Genomic DNA, 15828 nt, shown 5'->3' with positions numbered 1-15828 from the left:
AATGGAGGCCGTGGATTTTAGAATTGCGTCCTTTGGCACTCAGCGCATCCAAAGATGCACCAAATTCCCTCGCGCGGTGGCAGCGACCTGGGGGAAACGCAAAAAACGCGCTCCCAAATCAGCGAATTTGGTGCGCCCACACCAAAGCCGGGTTCGGCAGGCCGGAGCCAACGAGCCAGGTGCCTAAACCTACAGCGCTGAGTACAGCGAAGATGCCGAAGAGGATGGCGTCGGCGACTGGTCCGGTGTACTGGTAGTTCGAGGCGGTGTTGATGGAGGTGTTGTCGGGGATGTTGCAGTTCGGGGTGAAGGCTGGCGCGTGTGGGTCGAAGCGCTCGTCGAGCCAGGTGATCACGTGGGCGGTCTCGAGGACGATTGGCAGGGCGTGGCCAGCACCGGCGAGGTTTGCGAATGGGGTGGTGGAGGACCCGGAGTCGAGTGGCGTGGATCGGGTGCCGGGGATAGAGACGCTGCGGTACTCCACGGGTGAGCCGAGCGTGCAGTAGTCGCGGGCGAGTTGGACGGCTTGTGGGGCGGGGACCATGTCGTCGTCGGGGTTGGTGAGCACGAGTGTTGGGACTTTGGTGGGGACGCGGCCGAGCTTGTTCTGGTCGAGGCGGGCTCGCAGGACGGGGTTGTCGTGGGCGAGTTCGGCCAGGTTGACGCCACGTTTCGTGTAGGCCTTGAATTCCTTGGGGGCGATTCGGACGGCGTCGAGGATGCACGCCTTGGATAGGGCGTCGAGGGTGCGCACGCCTTCCGCGTTGAGTTCGGCGTAGAGGGCTTCGCGGAAGTCGGGGTAGGTGGAGGAGTAGGAGACGGCGGCGAAACCGGCGACTGGGGTGATCAGAGTCCCGCGGGACTGTTCGAGTACGGCCAGTGGGTCGGCGGGTGGGGCGCCGACGAATGCGGCGACCACGTTGAGTTCGGGGGCGTAGTCGGCGACGAGTTCGGCTGCTGCGGCGGATGCGCCGCCGCCTTGGGAGTAGCCCCAGAACGCGACTTTTTCGCCGTCGTGTGCGGCGTAGCGGGCGGCGTCGATGACGGCGTGTCCCTGGTCGACGCGGTTGAGATACGTGTGCGTACCTGGGGTGCCGAGGCCGACGTAGTCGGTGACGATGACGCGGTAGCCGGCGTCGAGAAGCATGTGGGCCATGGGGCGCTCGTAGTCGACGCTGAAGGAGGTCCCTGAGTCGGAGGAGATCAGCGAGGTGTTCTTGCTGGGTGCGCAGTGGTCGGCCATACCGCGGGTGCCGGGCGCGATGACGACGAGCCCCTTCGCGTTGTCCCTGTCGTAGAGGGTGGCGGTGACTGGCGCGCGCGTGCCGGACTCAGTGGTGGTTTCGTAGCGCACGACTTTCGGCGCGGGGCGGAAGGCGGATTTGATGGCGGAGGAGCCCACCTCCGCCACGGAGCTCAACGGGTCGAGCGAGCTCGCGGCGGCGGAGAGGGCGAGGGAAGCAGCGAGCGCGAGGGCGCACAGCGCTGAAAGTGTAGACCGAATGTGCATAGTCGGTCATTGTAAACGACGCCCTTCTGCCCGAACTATGTCAGCGCATCAGCCCCGTGCCGACCATCCAGGCACCCATCCCAACGGCACTGAGCACGCCGAGGATGCCGAGGAAGATCGCGGCGATGGTTTCGTTGGTGTACTGCAGGATGGGGTTATCTGACTGGATTGGGGGAGTGTCGGGGATGGGGCAGGTTGCGGTGAATGCGGCCGCGTCGGGGTCGAAGCGCTCGTCGAGCCAGGTGATGGCGTTCGAGGATTCGAGGTAGAGGGGCAGGGTGTGGGCGGAGCCGTCGACGTTGGCGAAGGGTGCTTCGGGGCGGACACCTTGCATGGCAACTGCTCGGTACTCCACCGGTGCGCCCACGCTGCAGTAGTCGCGGGCGAGCTGGGTCACTTGTGGAGAAGGGACCAGGTCGTCGTCAGGGTTGGTGAGTATCAGGGTGGGCATGCTGGTGGGTGTGAGCCCGAGTTTGTTTTGGTCGAGGCGCGCCCGCAGGGTCGCGTTGGCCTGGGCGAGTTCGGCGAGGCTTTCGCCGCTCTTGGTGTACTCGGTGAAGGGTTTCGGCGCGACGCGGGGTGCCTCCGCCATGCAGGCATTGGAGAGCGCCTCGAGCGTATCGACGCCTTCTTCGTTGAGTTCGGCGTAGAGGGCTTCGCGGAAGTCAGGGTAGGTGGACGCGAAGCTGACAGCGGCGAAGCCGGCGACGGCACTGATTTGTTTGCTGGTTGCTTGCTCGAGCACGGCCAGTGGGTCGGCGGGTGGGGCGCCGACGAAGGCGGCGACGACGTTGAGATCGGGGGCGTAGTCAGTGACGAGTTCGGCTGCTGCTGCGGAGGCGCCACCGCCTTGGGAGTAGCCCCAGAACGCGATTTTTTCGTCGTCGTGGGCGGCGTAGCGGGCGGCGTCGATGACGGCGTGGCCTTGGTCAACACGGTTGAGGTAGGTGTGCGTGCCTGGGGTGCCGAGACCGACGTAGTCGGTGACGGTGACGCGGTAGCCGGCGTCGACAAGCTTGCGCACGATGCCGCGTTCGTAGTCAATATTGACTGATTTTTGGTGGGCCGTGCGCAGAATAGCGGGGCTGTTGCTGGGGGCGCAGTGGTCGCCGAGGCCGCGGGTGCCGGGGGCGAAGGCGACGAGCCCTTTGGCGTCGGGGGTGTCGTAGAGGGTGGCGGTGACTGGGGCACGGGAGCCGTCCTCGGTGGTGGTTTCGTAGCGGACGAGCTGTGGCTTCACACGTTGCGTGAAGCGCTGGGAGGTGGCGCTCTCGGATGAAAGTGGGGTGGCGTCAACGATGGGCGCTGTCGAGGCGCCGAGGGCCATAGCGCAGGCTATGGTCAGGGAAATTTTTGACCAATGATGTTTCATGGTCGGGAGTCTAGCGTACAAATGTCTGTTACGTACAATTGTCAAGGCAGCAGCATGAGGCTGACGGCCATGATCGCCATGCCGCACATGACGCCGTAGACGCTGTAGTGGTGGTGCCCGGTGGCAATCGCGTTCGGCAGCAACTTGTCGAAGCTGATGAACACCATGATTCCGGCGATCACCGCGAAGGAGTATCCCATCGTGGTCGGCCCCATAAACGGCGCGAGGATGAGGAAACCGACGAGCGCTCCGAGCGGTTCCGCTAGCCCTGAGAGGGTGGCCCACCCGGCGGCCCACCAGCGTCGGCCGGTGGCCTCGCGAAGTGGGACGGCGACGGCGATGCCTTCTGGGATGTTGTGCAGCGCGATGGCGACGGCGATGGGGATGGCCAGGTACGGGTCGGCGAGCGCGGACATGAAGGTGGCGAAGCCCTCGGGGAAGTTGTGCAGGGCGATTGCCACGCCGGTGATCACGCCGGCGCGCCGCATCGCTTGGGCGCGTTTGTCCTCGTCGCCCTGGATGCTTTCGTGCGGGTTGATGTCGTGCGGCACCAGCTTGTCGATCACCGCGATCAGCGCCACCCCGCCGAAGAACCCGAGGATTGCGCGACCCTGGTCGAGCGACTCGATACCTGCGGGAAGGAGTTCCGCAAGCGAGATGTAGACCATCACTCCAGCGGAGAACCCGAGGCTGCCGGCGAGGAACCTGTCACTAATGTTGGATTTGAGCGCAACAACAATTCCGCCGATGCCAGTGGAGATGCCGGCTAGCAGGGTCATCGCGAAGGCGACCAAAACGCTCGAACTCATGCGGACAGTCTATGTGTAGTCTGAGCGCATGGGAATTTATTATCGCAAGAAGCACAAGGTGAGTAAGAACTCGTGGCTGAACTTCTCTAAGTCTGGTGCTTCGGCTTCCACGAAGGTCGGCCCTGTCACGTTCAACTCGCGCGGCGGCGTGTGGGTGAAGCTGCCCGGTGGGTTTAATTACCGCGGTAGGTGGAAGTAGCCGGCGTCGTCTTGGACGGCGAGGCCGTCCTCAAGGAGTGAAAATAGGGCGCGGGAGCGTTGCGCTGCATCGGGCCACACCACGTCGATGTCGCGTTGTGGCACGGGTGCGGACGCGCCGCGCAACACCCGCATGATCTTGCCGCGCACCTGCCGGTCGGTGCCGGCGAAGCGCTGTGTCTTCTTCTTGCGCTGCTCCTCCGGGTTCGGCTCTGGCTTGCCCGCTGCCACCCACGCGCAGCGGCTGACCGGGCACGCCCCGCAGTCCGGGTTTGTGGCGGTGCACACGAGGGCGCCGAGCTCCATCAGGCCGACCGAAAAGGTCGGGCCGTCCCACTCCAAATCGTCGGCGGGCAGCAGTGCCGCCACCTCCTGGAGCTCCGCCTTGCGCGGGTGTGCGACGGGCCGCCCGCGCTCGGCGCGCGCGACCACCCGGCGCACGTTCGTGTCCACCACCGGCACGTTTTCCCTGTACGCGAAGCAGGCCACGGCGCGGGCCGTGTAATCGCCGATGCCGGGCAGCGCCAGAAGATCCTCCACGCTGCGGGGGACGTGGCCGTCATGAAGCTCGGTGATCGCTCGCGCGCACTCCAGCAGACGCAGCGCGCGACGCGGGTAGCCGAGGCTGCCCCAGGCGCGCAGCACCTCGTCGGCGCCGGCGGCCGCGAAGGCCTCCGGGGTGGGCCAGCGGCGCATCCATTCCTCCCAGATGGGGGCGACGCGCGCCACCTGCGTCTGGTGGCTCATCACCTCGCTGAGTAGCACGCCCCACGCGCTTGTGCCTGGTGCGCGCCACGGAAGCTCACGCGCGTTAGCGCGGTACCACGGGATAATCTCGGCGGGTTGGAGGTTTGTTCGAATTTTGGCCACATCCTCAGTCATCTCTGCCAAAATATAGCCTATGAGTACAGAAAAGACGCCTCGTGAGGTGTGGGAACTCCTCAAGGCAGGAAATGAACGATTCGTTGCAAGCCAGGAGACGCACCCGCACCGCGACCCCACGTGGCGCGAACAGCTCCGCGACGGCCAGAACCCCATCGCCGCCGTCGTCGCCTGTTCGGATTCGCGCGTCCCAGTTGAGCTGCTTTTCGACGTCGGCTTCGGTGACATCTTCGTCATCCGCACAGCGGGCGGTTGCGTCGACGCCGCGGTGTCCGCCTCCGTCGAGTACGCGGTGGAAGGGCTGAATGTGCCGCTGGTGATGTTCCTGTCGCATGAGTCCTGTGGCGCGGTCGGTACGGCGCTCAACGCGGTGGAGACGGAGGAAGTCCCGGACGGGTTGGTGCGCGTGTTCGTGGAGAAGATCGTGCCGTCGGTGCTTCAGTCGCCCACGCGTGACCCGAAGGATGTTGAGGTCACCCACGCGAACTTGAGCGCGCAGCACCTCATTGAGCGTGTGCCCGTGCTCGCGGAGCGTTTGGCGAACGGCACTGTCGGCGTGATTGCGGCACGCTACCAACTTGCCGATGGCCAGGTTCACCCGACCATGGAAAACTTCGGTATAGAGTAAGGGGCATGACTAACCAGCATCCGCTTCCTCCCGAGATCTACCGGCGCCGCCGCGTTGCGGCGCTCGTTGCGTTGTTGGTACTCGTGGTGTTCCTGGTGTGGGGGTTGAGCGCCATGGCGCGCTCAGGCGGCGACGCCGACGTATCGACGTCCACTTCGCCCACCACCACGCCTGTCACGGAGCCGACGGTGCCGGAACCGGGTGCCGCGACGCCGAGTGAGTCCGAAACTGCAAAGGAAAGCGCATCCGGTGAGCCGACCGAGCCGACCTCGTCAGCAGAGCACACGCAGGCTGCCCCGTCCGGCACCTGTGAGCTAAAGGATTTGCGTGTGGTGGCGTCGACAAACCAGCCGTCGTACGCGGTGGGGGAGCAGCCGGTGTTCTACATGGAAGTGCAGAATCCGACGGACGCGGACTGCGTCATCGACCTGGACACCAACATCATGCGTTTTGAAGTCTACGACATGGCTACCAACAACCGCGTGTGGTCCGACGTCGACTGCTTTGACCCTGTCTTTGCTGGTCAGGAGACGTTCCCGCGTGACTCGAAGCGTGGCTTTGAAGCCCGCTGGTCGGGTACCAGCTCGCAGCCGAACGTGTGCACCGACCGCCAGCCGGTACCAGCTGGGTCGTACTACCTTCACACCGTGATCGGCGACAACGCCTCCGACGCAGTCCCGTTCAACCTGACTTAGCTGAGGCGGCGCAACCCCTCGTAGATGTGGCGCGCCCACAGGCTGGTCACGTGGTCTGCGGAGCTCAAGTCTTCCGGCTGCGCCTCCAAAATGGAGGGCAGCGTGCCGAAGACGGCCACGATCTGATCCATCAAGAACTTCTGCACGCGAGGCACGCGCGCAAGCGCCCGGTAGCCGCGCGGGATCAGCGCTTGCACGAGGTTCTCCTCGTTCGCGGGCAGCCCCAGCTGGCGCGCCAACGTGGTCGTGTTCAGCAGCTCCGAATCCGGCAGGGTGTCCAAGGCATCGAGGGCCTGGTGGACCTGCTCGTCCGTGGGCACGGTGGTCGTCGCGATGTAGTCGCGCACCAGCATCTCAACGTCGTGGGCGTTGTTGCCCTCCAGCTCGGAAAGCTGCAGGATGAGCTGGCGGGCGTCGACACCCAACTCCACGATGCTCAGCTCCAGATCGGTGACGGCGCGCTCGAGCATCAGCTGGCGCTGCAGCACGTTGAGCACGTCGGCGACGGTGGCATAGTTGTTCATCTCTGCCACGAACAGGCGGTGGTTCGACATGTCGAGGCGCTGGCGATAGCGCTCCACCGTGGACAGTGCCTGGTTCGCCCGGCCCATCAGGACCGCCGGCTCCTCCAAGCGGTGGCGACGCCCACCCGCGTACACCGTCACCGTATTCATCGACGCCGACACCGAGATCACCGGCCTGCCGGTCTGCAGCGCGGTGCGTTCCGCGGAGCGGTGGCGGGTGCCGGACTCACTGGTGGGGAAGTGCGGGCTGGGCACGAGCTGCACGTTGGCGTGGGTGATGCGGGAGCCGTCGGCGGATAAAACGACGGCGCCGTCCATCTTGCACAGCTCGCGCAGCAGCGGTGGCTGGAAGGCGACGTCGAAGGCGATGCCGCCGTCGCAAATCTCGACGACCTCCGGCCCGTCGCCGAGGACGATGAGGCCACCGGTGTGGCCACGTTGGATTCGCTCGAGGCCGTCGCGAAGTGCGGTGCCGGGGGCGAGGCGCTCGAGGGCGGCGCGCATCGTGTCATCACTCATGCTGTGCAAGTGTAGCGATAGCCTGGCCAACCGTGGCCACCTGCTCAATTCGCAGGCCCGGGACCTGCAGTGACTCGCCCGCGGGCACGATTGCGTGCTCGTATCCCAGGCGTGCTGCCTCTTGCAGGCGACGGCCCAGGTTCGGCACCCGCCGGATCTCGCCGGCCAAGCCGACCTCCCCGATCACCACCGTCTTTGGTGGCAGCGGTGTCTCGTGCAGGCTCGACCAGGTCGCCAGCGCCACCGCTAGGTCGGTCGCGGTCTCCGTGATGCGCACCCCGCCCACGGTTGCCACGTAGGCGTCCTTGTCGTTCGTGCGCTGCCCGCAGCGCGCCTGCAGGACCGCCAGCACCATCGGCACGCGGTTGCCGTCCAGACCCGTGACCACGCGCCGGGGCGACTTGTTCACCGGGTCCACGGTGAGCGCCTGCACCTCCGCGAGCATTGGGCGCACCCCGTCCATCGCTACGGTCACCGCGGAACCATCCGGGGTGCGGCCGCGGTGGGAGAGGAACAGCCCGGACGGGTCCGGTACTTCGCGGATCCCCTCGGCGGTCTGCTCGAAGCAGCCCACCTCATCGGTCGCGCCAAATCGGTTCTTGATGCCGCGCAGCATACGCAGGCTTGATTGCCGGTCGCCTTCGAAGTTCAGCACCACGTCCACCAGGTGCTCGAGTACACGCGGGCCCGCGACGTTGCCGTCCTTGGTTACGTGCCCTACCAGCAGAATCGGCAGGTGAGTGGTCTTCGCCAGCGTGGTCAGCGCGGCCGTGACCGCGCGGGACTGCGCCACGCCGCCCGGCACGCCCTCCACCCCAGGTGCGTGCATCGTCTGGACCGAGTCCACGATGAGCAGCGAGGGCTTGATCTGCTCCACGTGACCAAACACGATGTCCAGGTTGGACTCGGCCGCCAGGTAGAGGCGCTCCCGCAGTGCGCCGGTGCGTTCGGCGCGCCCGCGGACCTGCCCCGCCGACTCCTCGGCGGTGACGTAGAGCGCTTTGCGACCGTCGATCGCCGCCCAGCGCGAGGCCACCTCAAGCAGCAGCGTAGACTTGCCGACGCCCGGCTCGCCCGCCATGAGCACCACCGACCCAGGCACCACGCCGTTGCCCAACACCCGGTCAAGCTCGCCGATGCCGGAGCGCACCGTCTTGGTCGCGGCGGCGTCGATAGTTGTGATTGGGCGCGCAGGCGTTTGCGGCGTGAGTGCAGCGGCACGCGGCGCACTGGAGACCCCCGTCGCGCGGGTGGCGGCAACCACCGGCGCTGATTCTTGCAATGTCCCCCAAGAGCCGCATTCAGGGCAGCGGCCGAGCCACTTAGGAGAGGAGTATCCACACTCAGAACAGGTGTGGATCACCCGAGGCTTCTTCGCCATAGAGCCTTACTTGTTCAGGTCGCGGTGGACCTGGCCGGAAGGCAGCAGCGGAGCGGAAACGGGGGCGTTGACCTCGAGGGTGCCGGTGTCGAACGTGAAGGTCACAGGCACGGTGCCGCCGTACGCGAAGCTGTCGTTCGGCAGGGCGGTGCGGATGTACTCGATGCAGTTCTTGCCGTCATCCTGCGGCATGCGGTCCAAGCCTGCAGCGGAGTCACCAACAAGCACGCAGTTGTAGCCGATTTCCTTCGAGGATTCGATGCTGACCGGGGTGCCATCGACGGAAACGGAGCGCAGCGAGTGCGACGTCATCGATGTGTCCTGGTTCAGGGCGCTGAACTTCAGTGCTGCGGAGCCGGTCTCGTCGAGGACGACGGTGACGTCCTGCACGGCCAGCTCGCCGTTCTCGGTTTCGACGTTGGCGCCGTCAACTGCAGCCACCTGGTCAGAGGTCTGAGTGATTTGGCCTGCGGAGCATCCGGCCATGAGCAGTGCGGTTGCGAGTGCGAAAACCGGCTTCAGGGACTTCACGTGGGTGTCCTCCATCGTTCTTGTTTCACATATATGTTTCTCCGCACAACCCTAGCGCCTGGACCTAGACTTTTCACAGTTTCCTCACGCGTACCAGGCCCAGGCGGCGCGGGTGGGGTTAAACTTTAGTTGAGTTCGGCGCATCGCGGGTGCGCGTCCCCATTACGGCCCGTAATGGTAGGGTGGTGAGGTTACTGAGCCGGTTGTCATCCTCAAGGAGTGTTCATGGAATTCAAAGTCGGAGAAGTGGTTGTCTATCCGCATCATGGTGCGGCACGCATCGCCGACATCGAGCAGCGCGAAATTGGCGGAGAAACGCTCGACTTTCTCGTACTGCAAATCCTCCAGTCGGACCTTGAGGTCCGCGTTCCTGTAAAGAACACCGAGCTTGTCGGTGTGCGCGACGTCGTCGGCAAGGAGGGCCTGGAGAAGGTCTTCTCGGTGCTGCGCGAGACCGACGTCGAGGAGGCCGGCAACTGGTCCCGCCGCTACAAGGCGAACCAGGAGCGCCTCGCGTCCGGTGACATTAATAAGGTGGCGGAGGTTGTCCGCGACCTGTGGCGCCGTGACCAGGGCAAGGGCCTGTCTGCGGGCGAGAAGCGCATGCTGGGCAAGGCGCGCCAGATCCTCGTCGGCGAACTCGCGCTGGCGGAGCCGGTCGACGAGAAGAAGGTCGAGGAGCTGGAAGAGGGCGTCCGCAAGATTATTGAGGAGCAGGTCAAGGCCGGTATTTCCTTCGCACCTGACGTGGTGGTTGAGGACGAGGATGACATCGACCTGGATGACCTCAGCTTCGACGACGATGAGGACGACGAGAAGTAGCGGGACGTAGCCAAATGTCTCGCAGGGTAGTGGCCGTCGTCGCTGCGGCAGGCCAGGGCACGCGGCTCGGCGCGAGCGTGCCGAAGGCGTTCGTGCCGCTGCGTGGGCGCAGTCTGTTGGAGCGCTCGGTGACCGCGATGGAGACCGCCGAGGTGGTGGACTCGATCATCGTGGTGGTCGGTCCCGAGATGGAGGAGATCGCGCGCACCACGCTGCGAGGCCACGACGTCCGCTTCGTGCATGGGGGCGCGGAGCGCGCTGATTCTATCTACGAGGGCCTCAAGGCGATCGAGCACGAGGACGCCTGCGTGCTCATTCACGACGCCGCCCGGGCCCTGACCCCGCCCGGTATGATCGCGCGCGTCGCCCGCGCCGTGCTCGAGGGCGCGGATGCGGTGGTGCCGGTGCTGCCGGTCGTCGACACCATTAAGGAGATCGACGCAGCTGGGCGCGTCGTCGGCACCCCGGATCGCTCGACGCTGCGGGCGGTGCAGACGCCGCAGGGCTTTGACCTGCGTTCTCTGCTCGCCGCGAACCGCGCGTACTACGAAGGGACGCCAGACTTCGTCGCCACGGATGACGCGAGCCTGATGGAGTGGTTCGGCGTGGACGTGCATACGGTGCAGGGGGATCCGATGGCGTTTAAGATCACCACGCCGATTGACATGCGCCTGGCGCAGAGCATTACGGACGAGGCTGAGCCGACAATCTTCGAGGTGCCGTCGGGGAGTACGCGGTAGGCTTGCGCGCATGACGTCGCACACAGATTTTCCACAGTTCAGAGTCGGTACCGCGTTTGACGCGCACCAGATCGAGGCCGGGAAGCCGTGCTGGATCGCGGGCATCCTCCACGAGGGCCAAGACGGCTGCGAGGGACACTCGGACGGCGATGTTGTCAGCCACGCCGTGGTGGATGCGGTGCTTTCAGCGACGGGCTTGGGGGACCTGGGGTCCTTCGTCGGGGTGGGTCGGCCGGAGTATGACGGGGTGCGGGGCACGCAGCTGCTCAAGGAGCTGCGGGAGTTGCTCGAGCAGCATGGGCACCAGGTAATCAACGTGTCGGTGCAGATGATTGGCCAGACCCCGAAGATGGGCCCGGTGCGCGAGGAAGCGCAGCGCGTGCTCTCGGAGGCGCTCGGCGCCCCTGTGTCGGTGACGGCGACTACGACGGACCACATGGGTTTCACCGGTTCGGGTGAGGGGCGCGCTGCCGTCGCTACTGCGCTGGTTGCACTAAGCTAAGGGCCGTGACTGCCGAGACCCAACAGATTTTTGACACCGCGACGCGCACGCTGCGTCCATTCCGCCCGCTGCGTGAGGGCCACGTTTCCATCTACTTGTGCGGGGCCACGCCACAGTCCGCCCCGCATATCGGGCACTTGCGTTCGGGGGTGGCGTTCGACATTGTGCGCCGCTGGTTCGCGGCCAAGGGCTACGACGTCGCGTTCGTGCGCAACGTCACCGACATCGATGACAAGATCTTGAACAAGGCCGCCGAGCACGATCGTCCCTGGTGGGAGTGGGTCAGCACGTATGAGCGCGAGTTCACGCGCGCCTACAACGCCCTCGGCGTGCTGCCACCGTCTGTCGAGCCGCGCGCCACGGGCCACGTCACCCAGATGGTCGACTACATGCAGCGGCTTATCGACGCCGGCTTCGCCTACGCCTCCGAGGGTTCCGTCTACTTCGACGTGGCCGCCTGGACGAAGGCGAGCGACGACTACGGTTCCCTGTCCGGCAACCGTGTCGAGGAGATGAACCAGGGCGAAAGTGACGTGCACGGCAAGCGCGGCAGCCACGACTTTGCACTGTGGAAGGCCGCCAAGCCGGGCGAGCCGAGCTGGCCGACCCCGTGGGGCGACGGCCGCCCCGGCTGGCACCTGGAGTGCTCCGCCATGTCCACTTGGTACCTGGGCGCCGAGTTCGACATTCACGGCGGCGGTCTGGACCTGCAGTTCCCGCACCACGAAAACGAGCAGGCGCAGTCCCACGCCGCGGGTGATGGCTTCGCCCAGTACTGGATGCACAACCACTGGGTGACCATGGCGGGCGAGAAGATGTCGAAGTCGCTGGGTAATGTGCTGAGCATCGACAACATGCTGGACGCCGTGCGCCCGGTGGAGCTGCGCTACTACCTGGGATCCGCGCACTATCGCAGCGTGCTGGAGTATTCGCCGGAGGCGCTGCAAGAGGCCGCGGCGGGCTACCGCCGCATCGAGGACTTCGTGCATCGCGCCGGCACGCCCGAGTCGACCACCTGGACCGAAGGCTTCGCCCAGGCGCTAGACGACGACTTCTCCGTGCCCCGCGCGCTCGCCGAAATCCACAACGTGGTCCGCGAAGGCAACAAGGCGCTCGCCGCGAACGACACCGCCAAGGCTGGCGAGTTGGCTGCTCAGGTACGTGCGATGGCCGCGGTGTTGGGTGTGGACCCCGGTGTGTGGGACGATGGGGCGTCGAAAAATAATGGAGTAACCGAGGCACTTGATGTGTTGGTTGGTGCCGAGCTTGAGCGCCGGGCCGCCGCGCGTGCCGAGAAGGACTGGGCCGCGGCCGATGCCGTGCGTGACCGCCTTGCCGCCGCAGGCATCGAGGTCACCGACACCGCCGACGGCGCGCAGTGGCAACTGAAGGAGAACTAATGGCCAAGCCATACCACCGCCCCGATAAGCAGAAGAAGAACAAGAAGACCGCCACGAAGGGCTCTGGTGGGCAGCGCCGCCGCGGGCTGCGCGGCAAGGGCGCGACCCCGAAGGCCGAGGACCGCGTCTACCACGCGGCGCACAAGCGCAAGCTGGAGCGCAAGCGCCGCGACCAAGGCCGCCACGAGCGCGAGCTGCCGGACATGGTTGTTGGCCGCAACCCCGTCGTGGAGTGTCTGCATGCCAAGGTGCCAGCCGAGGCGCTGTTCGTGGCACGCGGCACCGGGCACGACGACCGCCTCAGCGAGGCCGTCACCCTGGCGAACTCCCGCAACATCCCGGTGCAGGAGGTGGACCGCCACGACTTGGACATGATGACCGGAAACGGCATGCACCAGGGCATCGGCCTGAAGATCCAGCCGTACAAGTACGCGGACGTCTTCGACCTGGTTGCTGGTGTGGCGGACCGCGGGGAGACCGGCATGTTCGTCATCTTGGATAACATCACCGACCCGCGTAATCTCGGCGCGGTGATCCGCTCGACGGCCGCGTTCGGCGGCCACGGCGTGATCATCCCGGAGCGACGCTCCGCGCAGGTCACGGGCGTGGCGTGGCGTACCTCGGCGGGCACGGCGGCTCGCCTGCCTGTCGCGCGGGTGACCAACGTGACCCGTACTGTCAAGCAGTTCAAGGACAACGGCTACATGGTCGTGGGCCTCGACGCGGGCGGCGAGCACACACTGGACACTTTCGAGGGCGCCACCGACCCGGTAGTCATCGTCGTCGGCTCGGAGGGCAAGGGCATCTCCAGGCTCGTGCGGGAAAACTGCGACGTGATCATGTCCATCCCGACGACCGACTGGGTAGAGTCCCTGAACGCCTCCGTCGCGGCGGGCGTGGTGCTCAGCGAGTTCGCACGTCAGCGCCGCGTGAAGTAGCCCACCGCCCGGCACACGAGGTAGATGGCGAAGGACACAAACGCCACCATCACGCTCACCGGCAGGCCGGGCGCCAGCGAGAGCAGCATGCCGCCCACGGCGGCGAGCTCCGCGAAGAGCACCGACCACGCCACCGCCGCCGCGGGCCGCGCCGTAATGGCCACCGCGGACGCGCCGGGCGTGATCAGCAGCGCCATCACGAGCAGCACGCCCACGATCTGGACGGTCTGGGCGGCCGCCATGCCGAGCAGGATGGCAAAAAGAGTGGCCAGTACCTTCACGCGTACCCCGCTGGCGGCCGCCATCTCCGGGTCTACGGAGGCGAACAGCAGCGGCCGCCACAGCACCATCACGGCCACCACGACTAGCAGCGTGGTGGCAGTCAGCACCCCGAGGTTTTCCTTGCTCACCCCGACGATCTGGCCCGTCAGCAGCGCCATCGCGGTGGTGGAGTTACCGGGGTAGAGGTGGATGCACAGCACGGAAATGCCCATGCCGAAGCTCATCACCACGCCCACGGATGAGTCAGTGTCGCTGCGAAGCCCCAGCAGGACGAGCACGATCGCCGCCACAATCGAGCCGAGAACGGCCCCCAAGCTGAGGTTCAGGCCCGTCACGAGGGCAACCGCGGCACCCATCAACGCCAACTCAGAAGTGGCGTGCACCGCGAATGACATTTTCCGCATCACGATCAGCGGCGCAATCACCCCGGAGAGCACGCCCAGCATCGCGCAGGCGATCAGCGCAGTGATCACGAAATCGAACCCGAGCAGGTACTGCGTTTGCTCCAGCATTTACAGGATCACCGTCTTTCCACCCACGCGCACGACCTCCACCGGAGCCCCGTACAGCTCGCTGAGGACCTCGGAGCGCAGCACCTCGTCGGCACTGCCGACCACGTGTCCGTTCGGCCCCAGGTAGAGCACCTTGTCCACGATGTCGATCACCGGATCGATGGAGTGCGTCACCATCACCACCGCGACCTTCGCGGCGTGCAGCCGGGACACGAAGTCGCGCTGGCGCGCCACGTCCAGGGAGAGCAGGGGCTCGTCGGCAAGGATGAGCTCGGGCTGCTTCGCAAAGGCCTGCGCCTGCCGCACCAGCTGCTGCTGGCCGCCCGACAGGGTGCCCACGCGGGCGTCGGCAAGGTGCAGCGCGCCCACGCTTTCCAACAGCGTATCGACGTCCCCCTTCCTCGGCCGACGCAGCGGACGGTGCTCAAGTGAGAGCGACACTAGGTCGCGAACCCGCACCGGCAGTTCCGGTGGGAACATGCGCTGCTGCGGGATAAACGCGATGTTCTTCGGTGCCGAAATCGTGCCTGAGCTGAGTTTCCGCGTGCCCAGGATCGTACCGAGCAGCGTGGACTTGCCGCTGCCGTTCGGGCCCAGCACAGCGACAAATTCCCCCGCGGCGACATCAAGGTTGATGTCGTGCCACAGGGGATCACAAGAGGCGTTGGTCAGGTGCAGCATTAGAGCTCGTCAAGCGCCTTGGCAAAGTAGTCGAAGAAGTTCTCGCCGTTTGGTGGGGTCTCGTAAATGTCAACGACCTTCACGTTGTTGGCCTTCGCCACCTCAACCAGCTTGTCGGAGACACCGTTCGGGCTCTGCGGGTTGTTAATCAGGATGTCGATTTCGCCGGACTCGAGTGCAGCGATGAACTCCGCGAGCGCCACCGAGGACGGCTCCGAGTGGTTCAGCGTTGCGTGGCGGAAGGACTCCGGAGTGACGTCCTCGAGCGCGGACTCCTCGATGATCGCGTCCGCGATTGGGTGCGTCTGCGCCACGCGCGCCGCCTTGAGGCTGTCCAGCTTCGCCTGCAGCTGCTCAAGCTTCTCATCGAGCGCGTCCGTGTTGCCATCAGTGCGCTGCGCGAGGTCCGCGCCCACCTTCGCGATCGCCGCGGTGGAGTACCAGATGTGCTCGTTCTCCTCGTGGGCGTGGTCATGGTCGTGGTCGTCATGGCCATGCTCGCCGTGCTCGTGATCGTGGTCGTGCTCGTGCGCTTCCGTCAGCGGCAGCGCGGAGACCACGTTCGCGTCCTCCGCCGCGCCGTAGATGCGGGCGTCGTAGGCGCCGCCGTTGGCCACCACGAGCACCGCCTTCGCCACCTGCGCTAGGTCGGCGGCCGTCGGCTCGTAGTCGTGCGGGTCCACCGATGTATTCGAGATGATCGCGGGGACGTCCTGGCCCGTCACCAGGCTCGCGACGTCCGCCCACACCTGCGTCGTGGCCACGATCTGGCCGTCGGCAGTGTCAGCTGCGGTGTCGCCGGTGCTGTCAGTGCTGCTGCAGGCGCTCAGTGCGAGCGTCGATGCAGCAAGGATGCCAATGAAGCGTCGTGAAAACATGGCCGCCATTGTACGTGGTATTGA

General features: G+C 65.8%; 18 protein-coding genes. 8 read left to right on the top strand and 10 right to left on the bottom strand.

Annotated elements, in window-relative coordinates; genetic code table 11:
* Window positions 1–118: 118 nt before the first annotated feature.
* From QP752_RS10535 to zupT, 3 genes are read right to left on the bottom strand one after another with little or no spacing between them, the layout of a single operon-like run.
* Complete coding sequence (locus QP752_RS10535) at window positions 119–1510, bottom strand: lipase family protein (RefSeq protein WP_284805461.1); 1392 nt, start codon at window positions 1508–1510, stop codon at window positions 119–121.
* A 40-nt stretch (window positions 1511–1550) separates the two neighbouring features.
* Window positions 1551–2882, bottom strand: a complete 1332-nt coding sequence (locus QP752_RS10530; RefSeq protein ID WP_284805460.1) for an alpha/beta fold hydrolase — start codon at window positions 2880–2882, stop codon at window positions 1551–1553.
* A 41-nt stretch (window positions 2883–2923) separates the two neighbouring features.
* Window positions 2924–3691, bottom strand: a complete 768-nt coding sequence (zupT, locus tag QP752_RS10525; RefSeq protein WP_284805459.1) for a zinc transporter ZupT — start codon at window positions 3689–3691, stop codon at window positions 2924–2926.
* A 28-nt stretch (window positions 3692–3719) separates the two neighbouring features.
* Between zupT and QP752_RS10520 the strand changes: the two genes are divergently transcribed.
* Window positions 3720–3890 (top strand): DUF4236 domain-containing protein, encoded by a 171-nt coding sequence (locus QP752_RS10520; protein WP_071565885.1) that lies wholly within the window; start codon window positions 3720–3722, stop codon window positions 3888–3890.
* Here QP752_RS10520 and QP752_RS10515 read toward each other — a convergent pair.
* Entirely contained in the window at window positions 3869–4771 is a 903-nt protein-coding gene (locus QP752_RS10515; protein ID WP_284805458.1) for an A/G-specific adenine glycosylase, read from the bottom strand. The two genes, QP752_RS10520 and QP752_RS10515, sit on opposite strands and share 22 nt — an antisense overlap.
* Before the next feature lie 19 nt (window positions 4772–4790).
* On the opposite strand from QP752_RS10515, the gene QP752_RS10510 reads away from it, so the two are divergent.
* Together QP752_RS10510 and QP752_RS10505 are read left to right on the top strand one after the other, a co-directional pair.
* On the top strand, window positions 4791–5399 hold the full coding sequence (locus tag QP752_RS10510; protein WP_284805457.1) for a carbonic anhydrase: 609 nt from the start codon (window positions 4791–4793) through the stop codon (window positions 5397–5399).
* Window positions 5400–5404: 5 nt separating this feature from the next.
* The gene (locus tag QP752_RS10505; protein ID WP_284805456.1) at window positions 5405–6094 is read left to right on the top strand and encodes a hypothetical protein; all 690 of its coding nucleotides are present in this window, start codon (window positions 5405–5407) and stop codon (window positions 6092–6094) included.
* On the opposite strand, the gene disA is transcribed toward QP752_RS10505, so the two are convergent.
* Genes disA through QP752_RS10490 form a run of 3 tightly spaced genes read right to left on the bottom strand, consistent with a single transcriptional unit; the run spans window position 6091 to window position 9049 of the window.
* A complete protein-coding gene (gene disA, locus QP752_RS10500; protein WP_284805454.1) occupies window positions 6091–7137 on the bottom strand; it encodes a DNA integrity scanning diadenylate cyclase DisA in 1047 nt (348 codons plus the stop codon). The two genes, QP752_RS10505 and disA, sit on opposite strands and share 4 nt — an antisense overlap.
* Window positions 7130–8518, bottom strand: coding sequence for a DNA repair protein RadA (gene radA / locus QP752_RS10495; RefSeq protein ID WP_284805453.1), 1389 nt, complete (start codon window positions 8516–8518; stop codon window positions 7130–7132). The genes disA and radA overlap by 8 nt, the downstream gene beginning before the upstream one ends.
* A gap of 6 nt (window positions 8519–8524) precedes the next feature.
* A complete protein-coding gene (locus QP752_RS10490) occupies window positions 8525–9049 on the bottom strand; it encodes a hypothetical protein (RefSeq protein WP_336296763.1) in 525 nt (174 codons plus the stop codon).
* 225 nt (window positions 9050–9274) lie between these two features.
* Between QP752_RS10490 and QP752_RS10485 the strand changes: the two genes are divergently transcribed.
* From QP752_RS10485 to rlmB, 5 genes are read left to right on the top strand one after another with little or no spacing between them, the layout of a single operon-like run.
* The gene (locus tag QP752_RS10485; protein ID WP_070361918.1) at window positions 9275–9871 is read left to right on the top strand and encodes a CarD family transcriptional regulator; all 597 of its coding nucleotides are present in this window, start codon (window positions 9275–9277) and stop codon (window positions 9869–9871) included.
* Between the two features lie 14 nt (window positions 9872–9885).
* Window positions 9886–10611, top strand: a complete 726-nt coding sequence (gene ispD, locus QP752_RS10480) for a 2-C-methyl-D-erythritol 4-phosphate cytidylyltransferase (protein WP_284805452.1) — start codon at window positions 9886–9888, stop codon at window positions 10609–10611.
* 10 nt (window positions 10612–10621) lie between these two features.
* Window positions 10622–11113: a 2-C-methyl-D-erythritol 2,4-cyclodiphosphate synthase gene (gene ispF / locus QP752_RS10475; RefSeq protein WP_070361920.1), complete on the top strand. Its 492-nt coding sequence runs from the start codon at window positions 10622–10624 to the stop codon at window positions 11111–11113.
* Between the two features lie 5 nt (window positions 11114–11118).
* Window positions 11119–12513 carry a cysteine--tRNA ligase gene (cysS, locus tag QP752_RS10470; RefSeq protein ID WP_284805451.1) on the top strand — a complete coding sequence of 465 codons (1395 nt, stop codon included), beginning with the start codon at window positions 11119–11121 and terminating at the stop codon, window positions 12511–12513.
* Window positions 12513–13451 carry a 23S rRNA (guanosine(2251)-2'-O)-methyltransferase RlmB gene (gene rlmB / locus QP752_RS10465; protein ID WP_070478108.1) on the top strand — a complete coding sequence of 313 codons (939 nt, stop codon included), beginning with the start codon at window positions 12513–12515 and terminating at the stop codon, window positions 13449–13451. Before cysS ends, rlmB begins: the two co-directional genes overlap by 1 nt.
* On the opposite strand, the gene QP752_RS10460 is transcribed toward rlmB, so the two are convergent.
* Genes QP752_RS10460 through QP752_RS10450 form a run of 3 tightly spaced genes read right to left on the bottom strand, consistent with a single transcriptional unit; the run spans window position 13433 to window position 15804 of the window.
* Window positions 13433–14245 carry a metal ABC transporter permease gene (locus QP752_RS10460; protein WP_284805450.1) on the bottom strand — a complete coding sequence of 271 codons (813 nt, stop codon included), beginning with the start codon at window positions 14243–14245 and terminating at the stop codon, window positions 13433–13435. The genes rlmB and QP752_RS10460 overlap by 19 nt on opposite strands.
* Window positions 14246–14926 carry a metal ABC transporter ATP-binding protein gene (locus QP752_RS10455; RefSeq protein ID WP_284805449.1) on the bottom strand — a complete coding sequence of 227 codons (681 nt, stop codon included), beginning with the start codon at window positions 14924–14926 and terminating at the stop codon, window positions 14246–14248.
* Complete coding sequence (locus tag QP752_RS10450; RefSeq protein ID WP_284805448.1) at window positions 14926–15804, bottom strand: metal ABC transporter solute-binding protein, Zn/Mn family; 879 nt, start codon at window positions 15802–15804, stop codon at window positions 14926–14928. Before QP752_RS10450 ends, QP752_RS10455 begins: the two co-directional genes overlap by 1 nt.
* Window positions 15805–15828: the final 24 nt, after the last annotated feature.

The organism is Corynebacterium sp. UMB10321 (assembly GCF_030228725.1).
GTDB classification, from domain to species: Bacteria; Actinomycetota; Actinomycetes; order Mycobacteriales; family Mycobacteriaceae; genus Corynebacterium; species Corynebacterium pseudogenitalium.
This window is presented reverse-complemented; position numbering and strand designations above follow the sequence as displayed.

What these genes read in the sequence shown, in the direction of transcription:
- QP752_RS10535 (WP_284805461.1), bottom strand. Translation starts at nt 1,510, where the DNA reads ATGCACATTCGGTCTACACTTTCAGCGCTGTGCGCCCTCGCGCTCGCT.
- QP752_RS10450 (WP_284805448.1), bottom strand. Translation starts at nt 15,804, where the DNA reads ATGTTTTCACGACGCTTCATTGGCATCCTTGCTGCATCGACGCTCGCA.
- disA (WP_284805454.1), bottom strand. Translation starts at nt 7,137, where the DNA reads ATGAGTGATGACACGATGCGCGCCGCCCTCGAGCGCCTCGCCCCCGGC.
- radA (WP_284805453.1), bottom strand. Translation starts at nt 8,518, where the DNA reads ATGGCGAAGAAGCCTCGGGTGATCCACACCTGTTCTGAGTGTGGATAC.
- QP752_RS10510 (WP_284805457.1), top strand. Translation starts at nt 4,791, where the DNA reads ATGAGTACAGAAAAGACGCCTCGTGAGGTGTGGGAACTCCTCAAGGCA.
- QP752_RS10460 (WP_284805450.1), bottom strand. Translation starts at nt 14,245, where the DNA reads ATGCTGGAGCAAACGCAGTACCTGCTCGGGTTCGATTTCGTGATCACT.
- ispF (WP_070361920.1), top strand. Translation starts at nt 10,622, where the DNA reads ATGACGTCGCACACAGATTTTCCACAGTTCAGAGTCGGTACCGCGTTT.
- ispD (WP_284805452.1), top strand. Translation starts at nt 9,886, where the DNA reads ATGTCTCGCAGGGTAGTGGCCGTCGTCGCTGCGGCAGGCCAGGGCACG.
- QP752_RS10515 (WP_284805458.1), bottom strand. Translation starts at nt 4,771, where the DNA reads ATGACTGAGGATGTGGCCAAAATTCGAACAAACCTCCAACCCGCCGAG.
- QP752_RS10485 (WP_070361918.1), top strand. Translation starts at nt 9,275, where the DNA reads ATGGAATTCAAAGTCGGAGAAGTGGTTGTCTATCCGCATCATGGTGCG.
- QP752_RS10520 (WP_071565885.1), top strand. Translation starts at nt 3,720, where the DNA reads ATGGGAATTTATTATCGCAAGAAGCACAAGGTGAGTAAGAACTCGTGG.
- rlmB (WP_070478108.1), top strand. Translation starts at nt 12,513, where the DNA reads ATGGCCAAGCCATACCACCGCCCCGATAAGCAGAAGAAGAACAAGAAG.
- QP752_RS10505 (WP_284805456.1), top strand. Translation starts at nt 5,405, where the DNA reads ATGACTAACCAGCATCCGCTTCCTCCCGAGATCTACCGGCGCCGCCGC.
- QP752_RS10530 (WP_284805460.1), bottom strand. Translation starts at nt 2,882, where the DNA reads ATGAAACATCATTGGTCAAAAATTTCCCTGACCATAGCCTGCGCTATG.
- zupT (WP_284805459.1), bottom strand. Translation starts at nt 3,691, where the DNA reads ATGAGTTCGAGCGTTTTGGTCGCCTTCGCGATGACCCTGCTAGCCGGC.
- QP752_RS10455 (WP_284805449.1), bottom strand. Translation starts at nt 14,926, where the DNA reads ATGCTGCACCTGACCAACGCCTCTTGTGATCCCCTGTGGCACGACATC.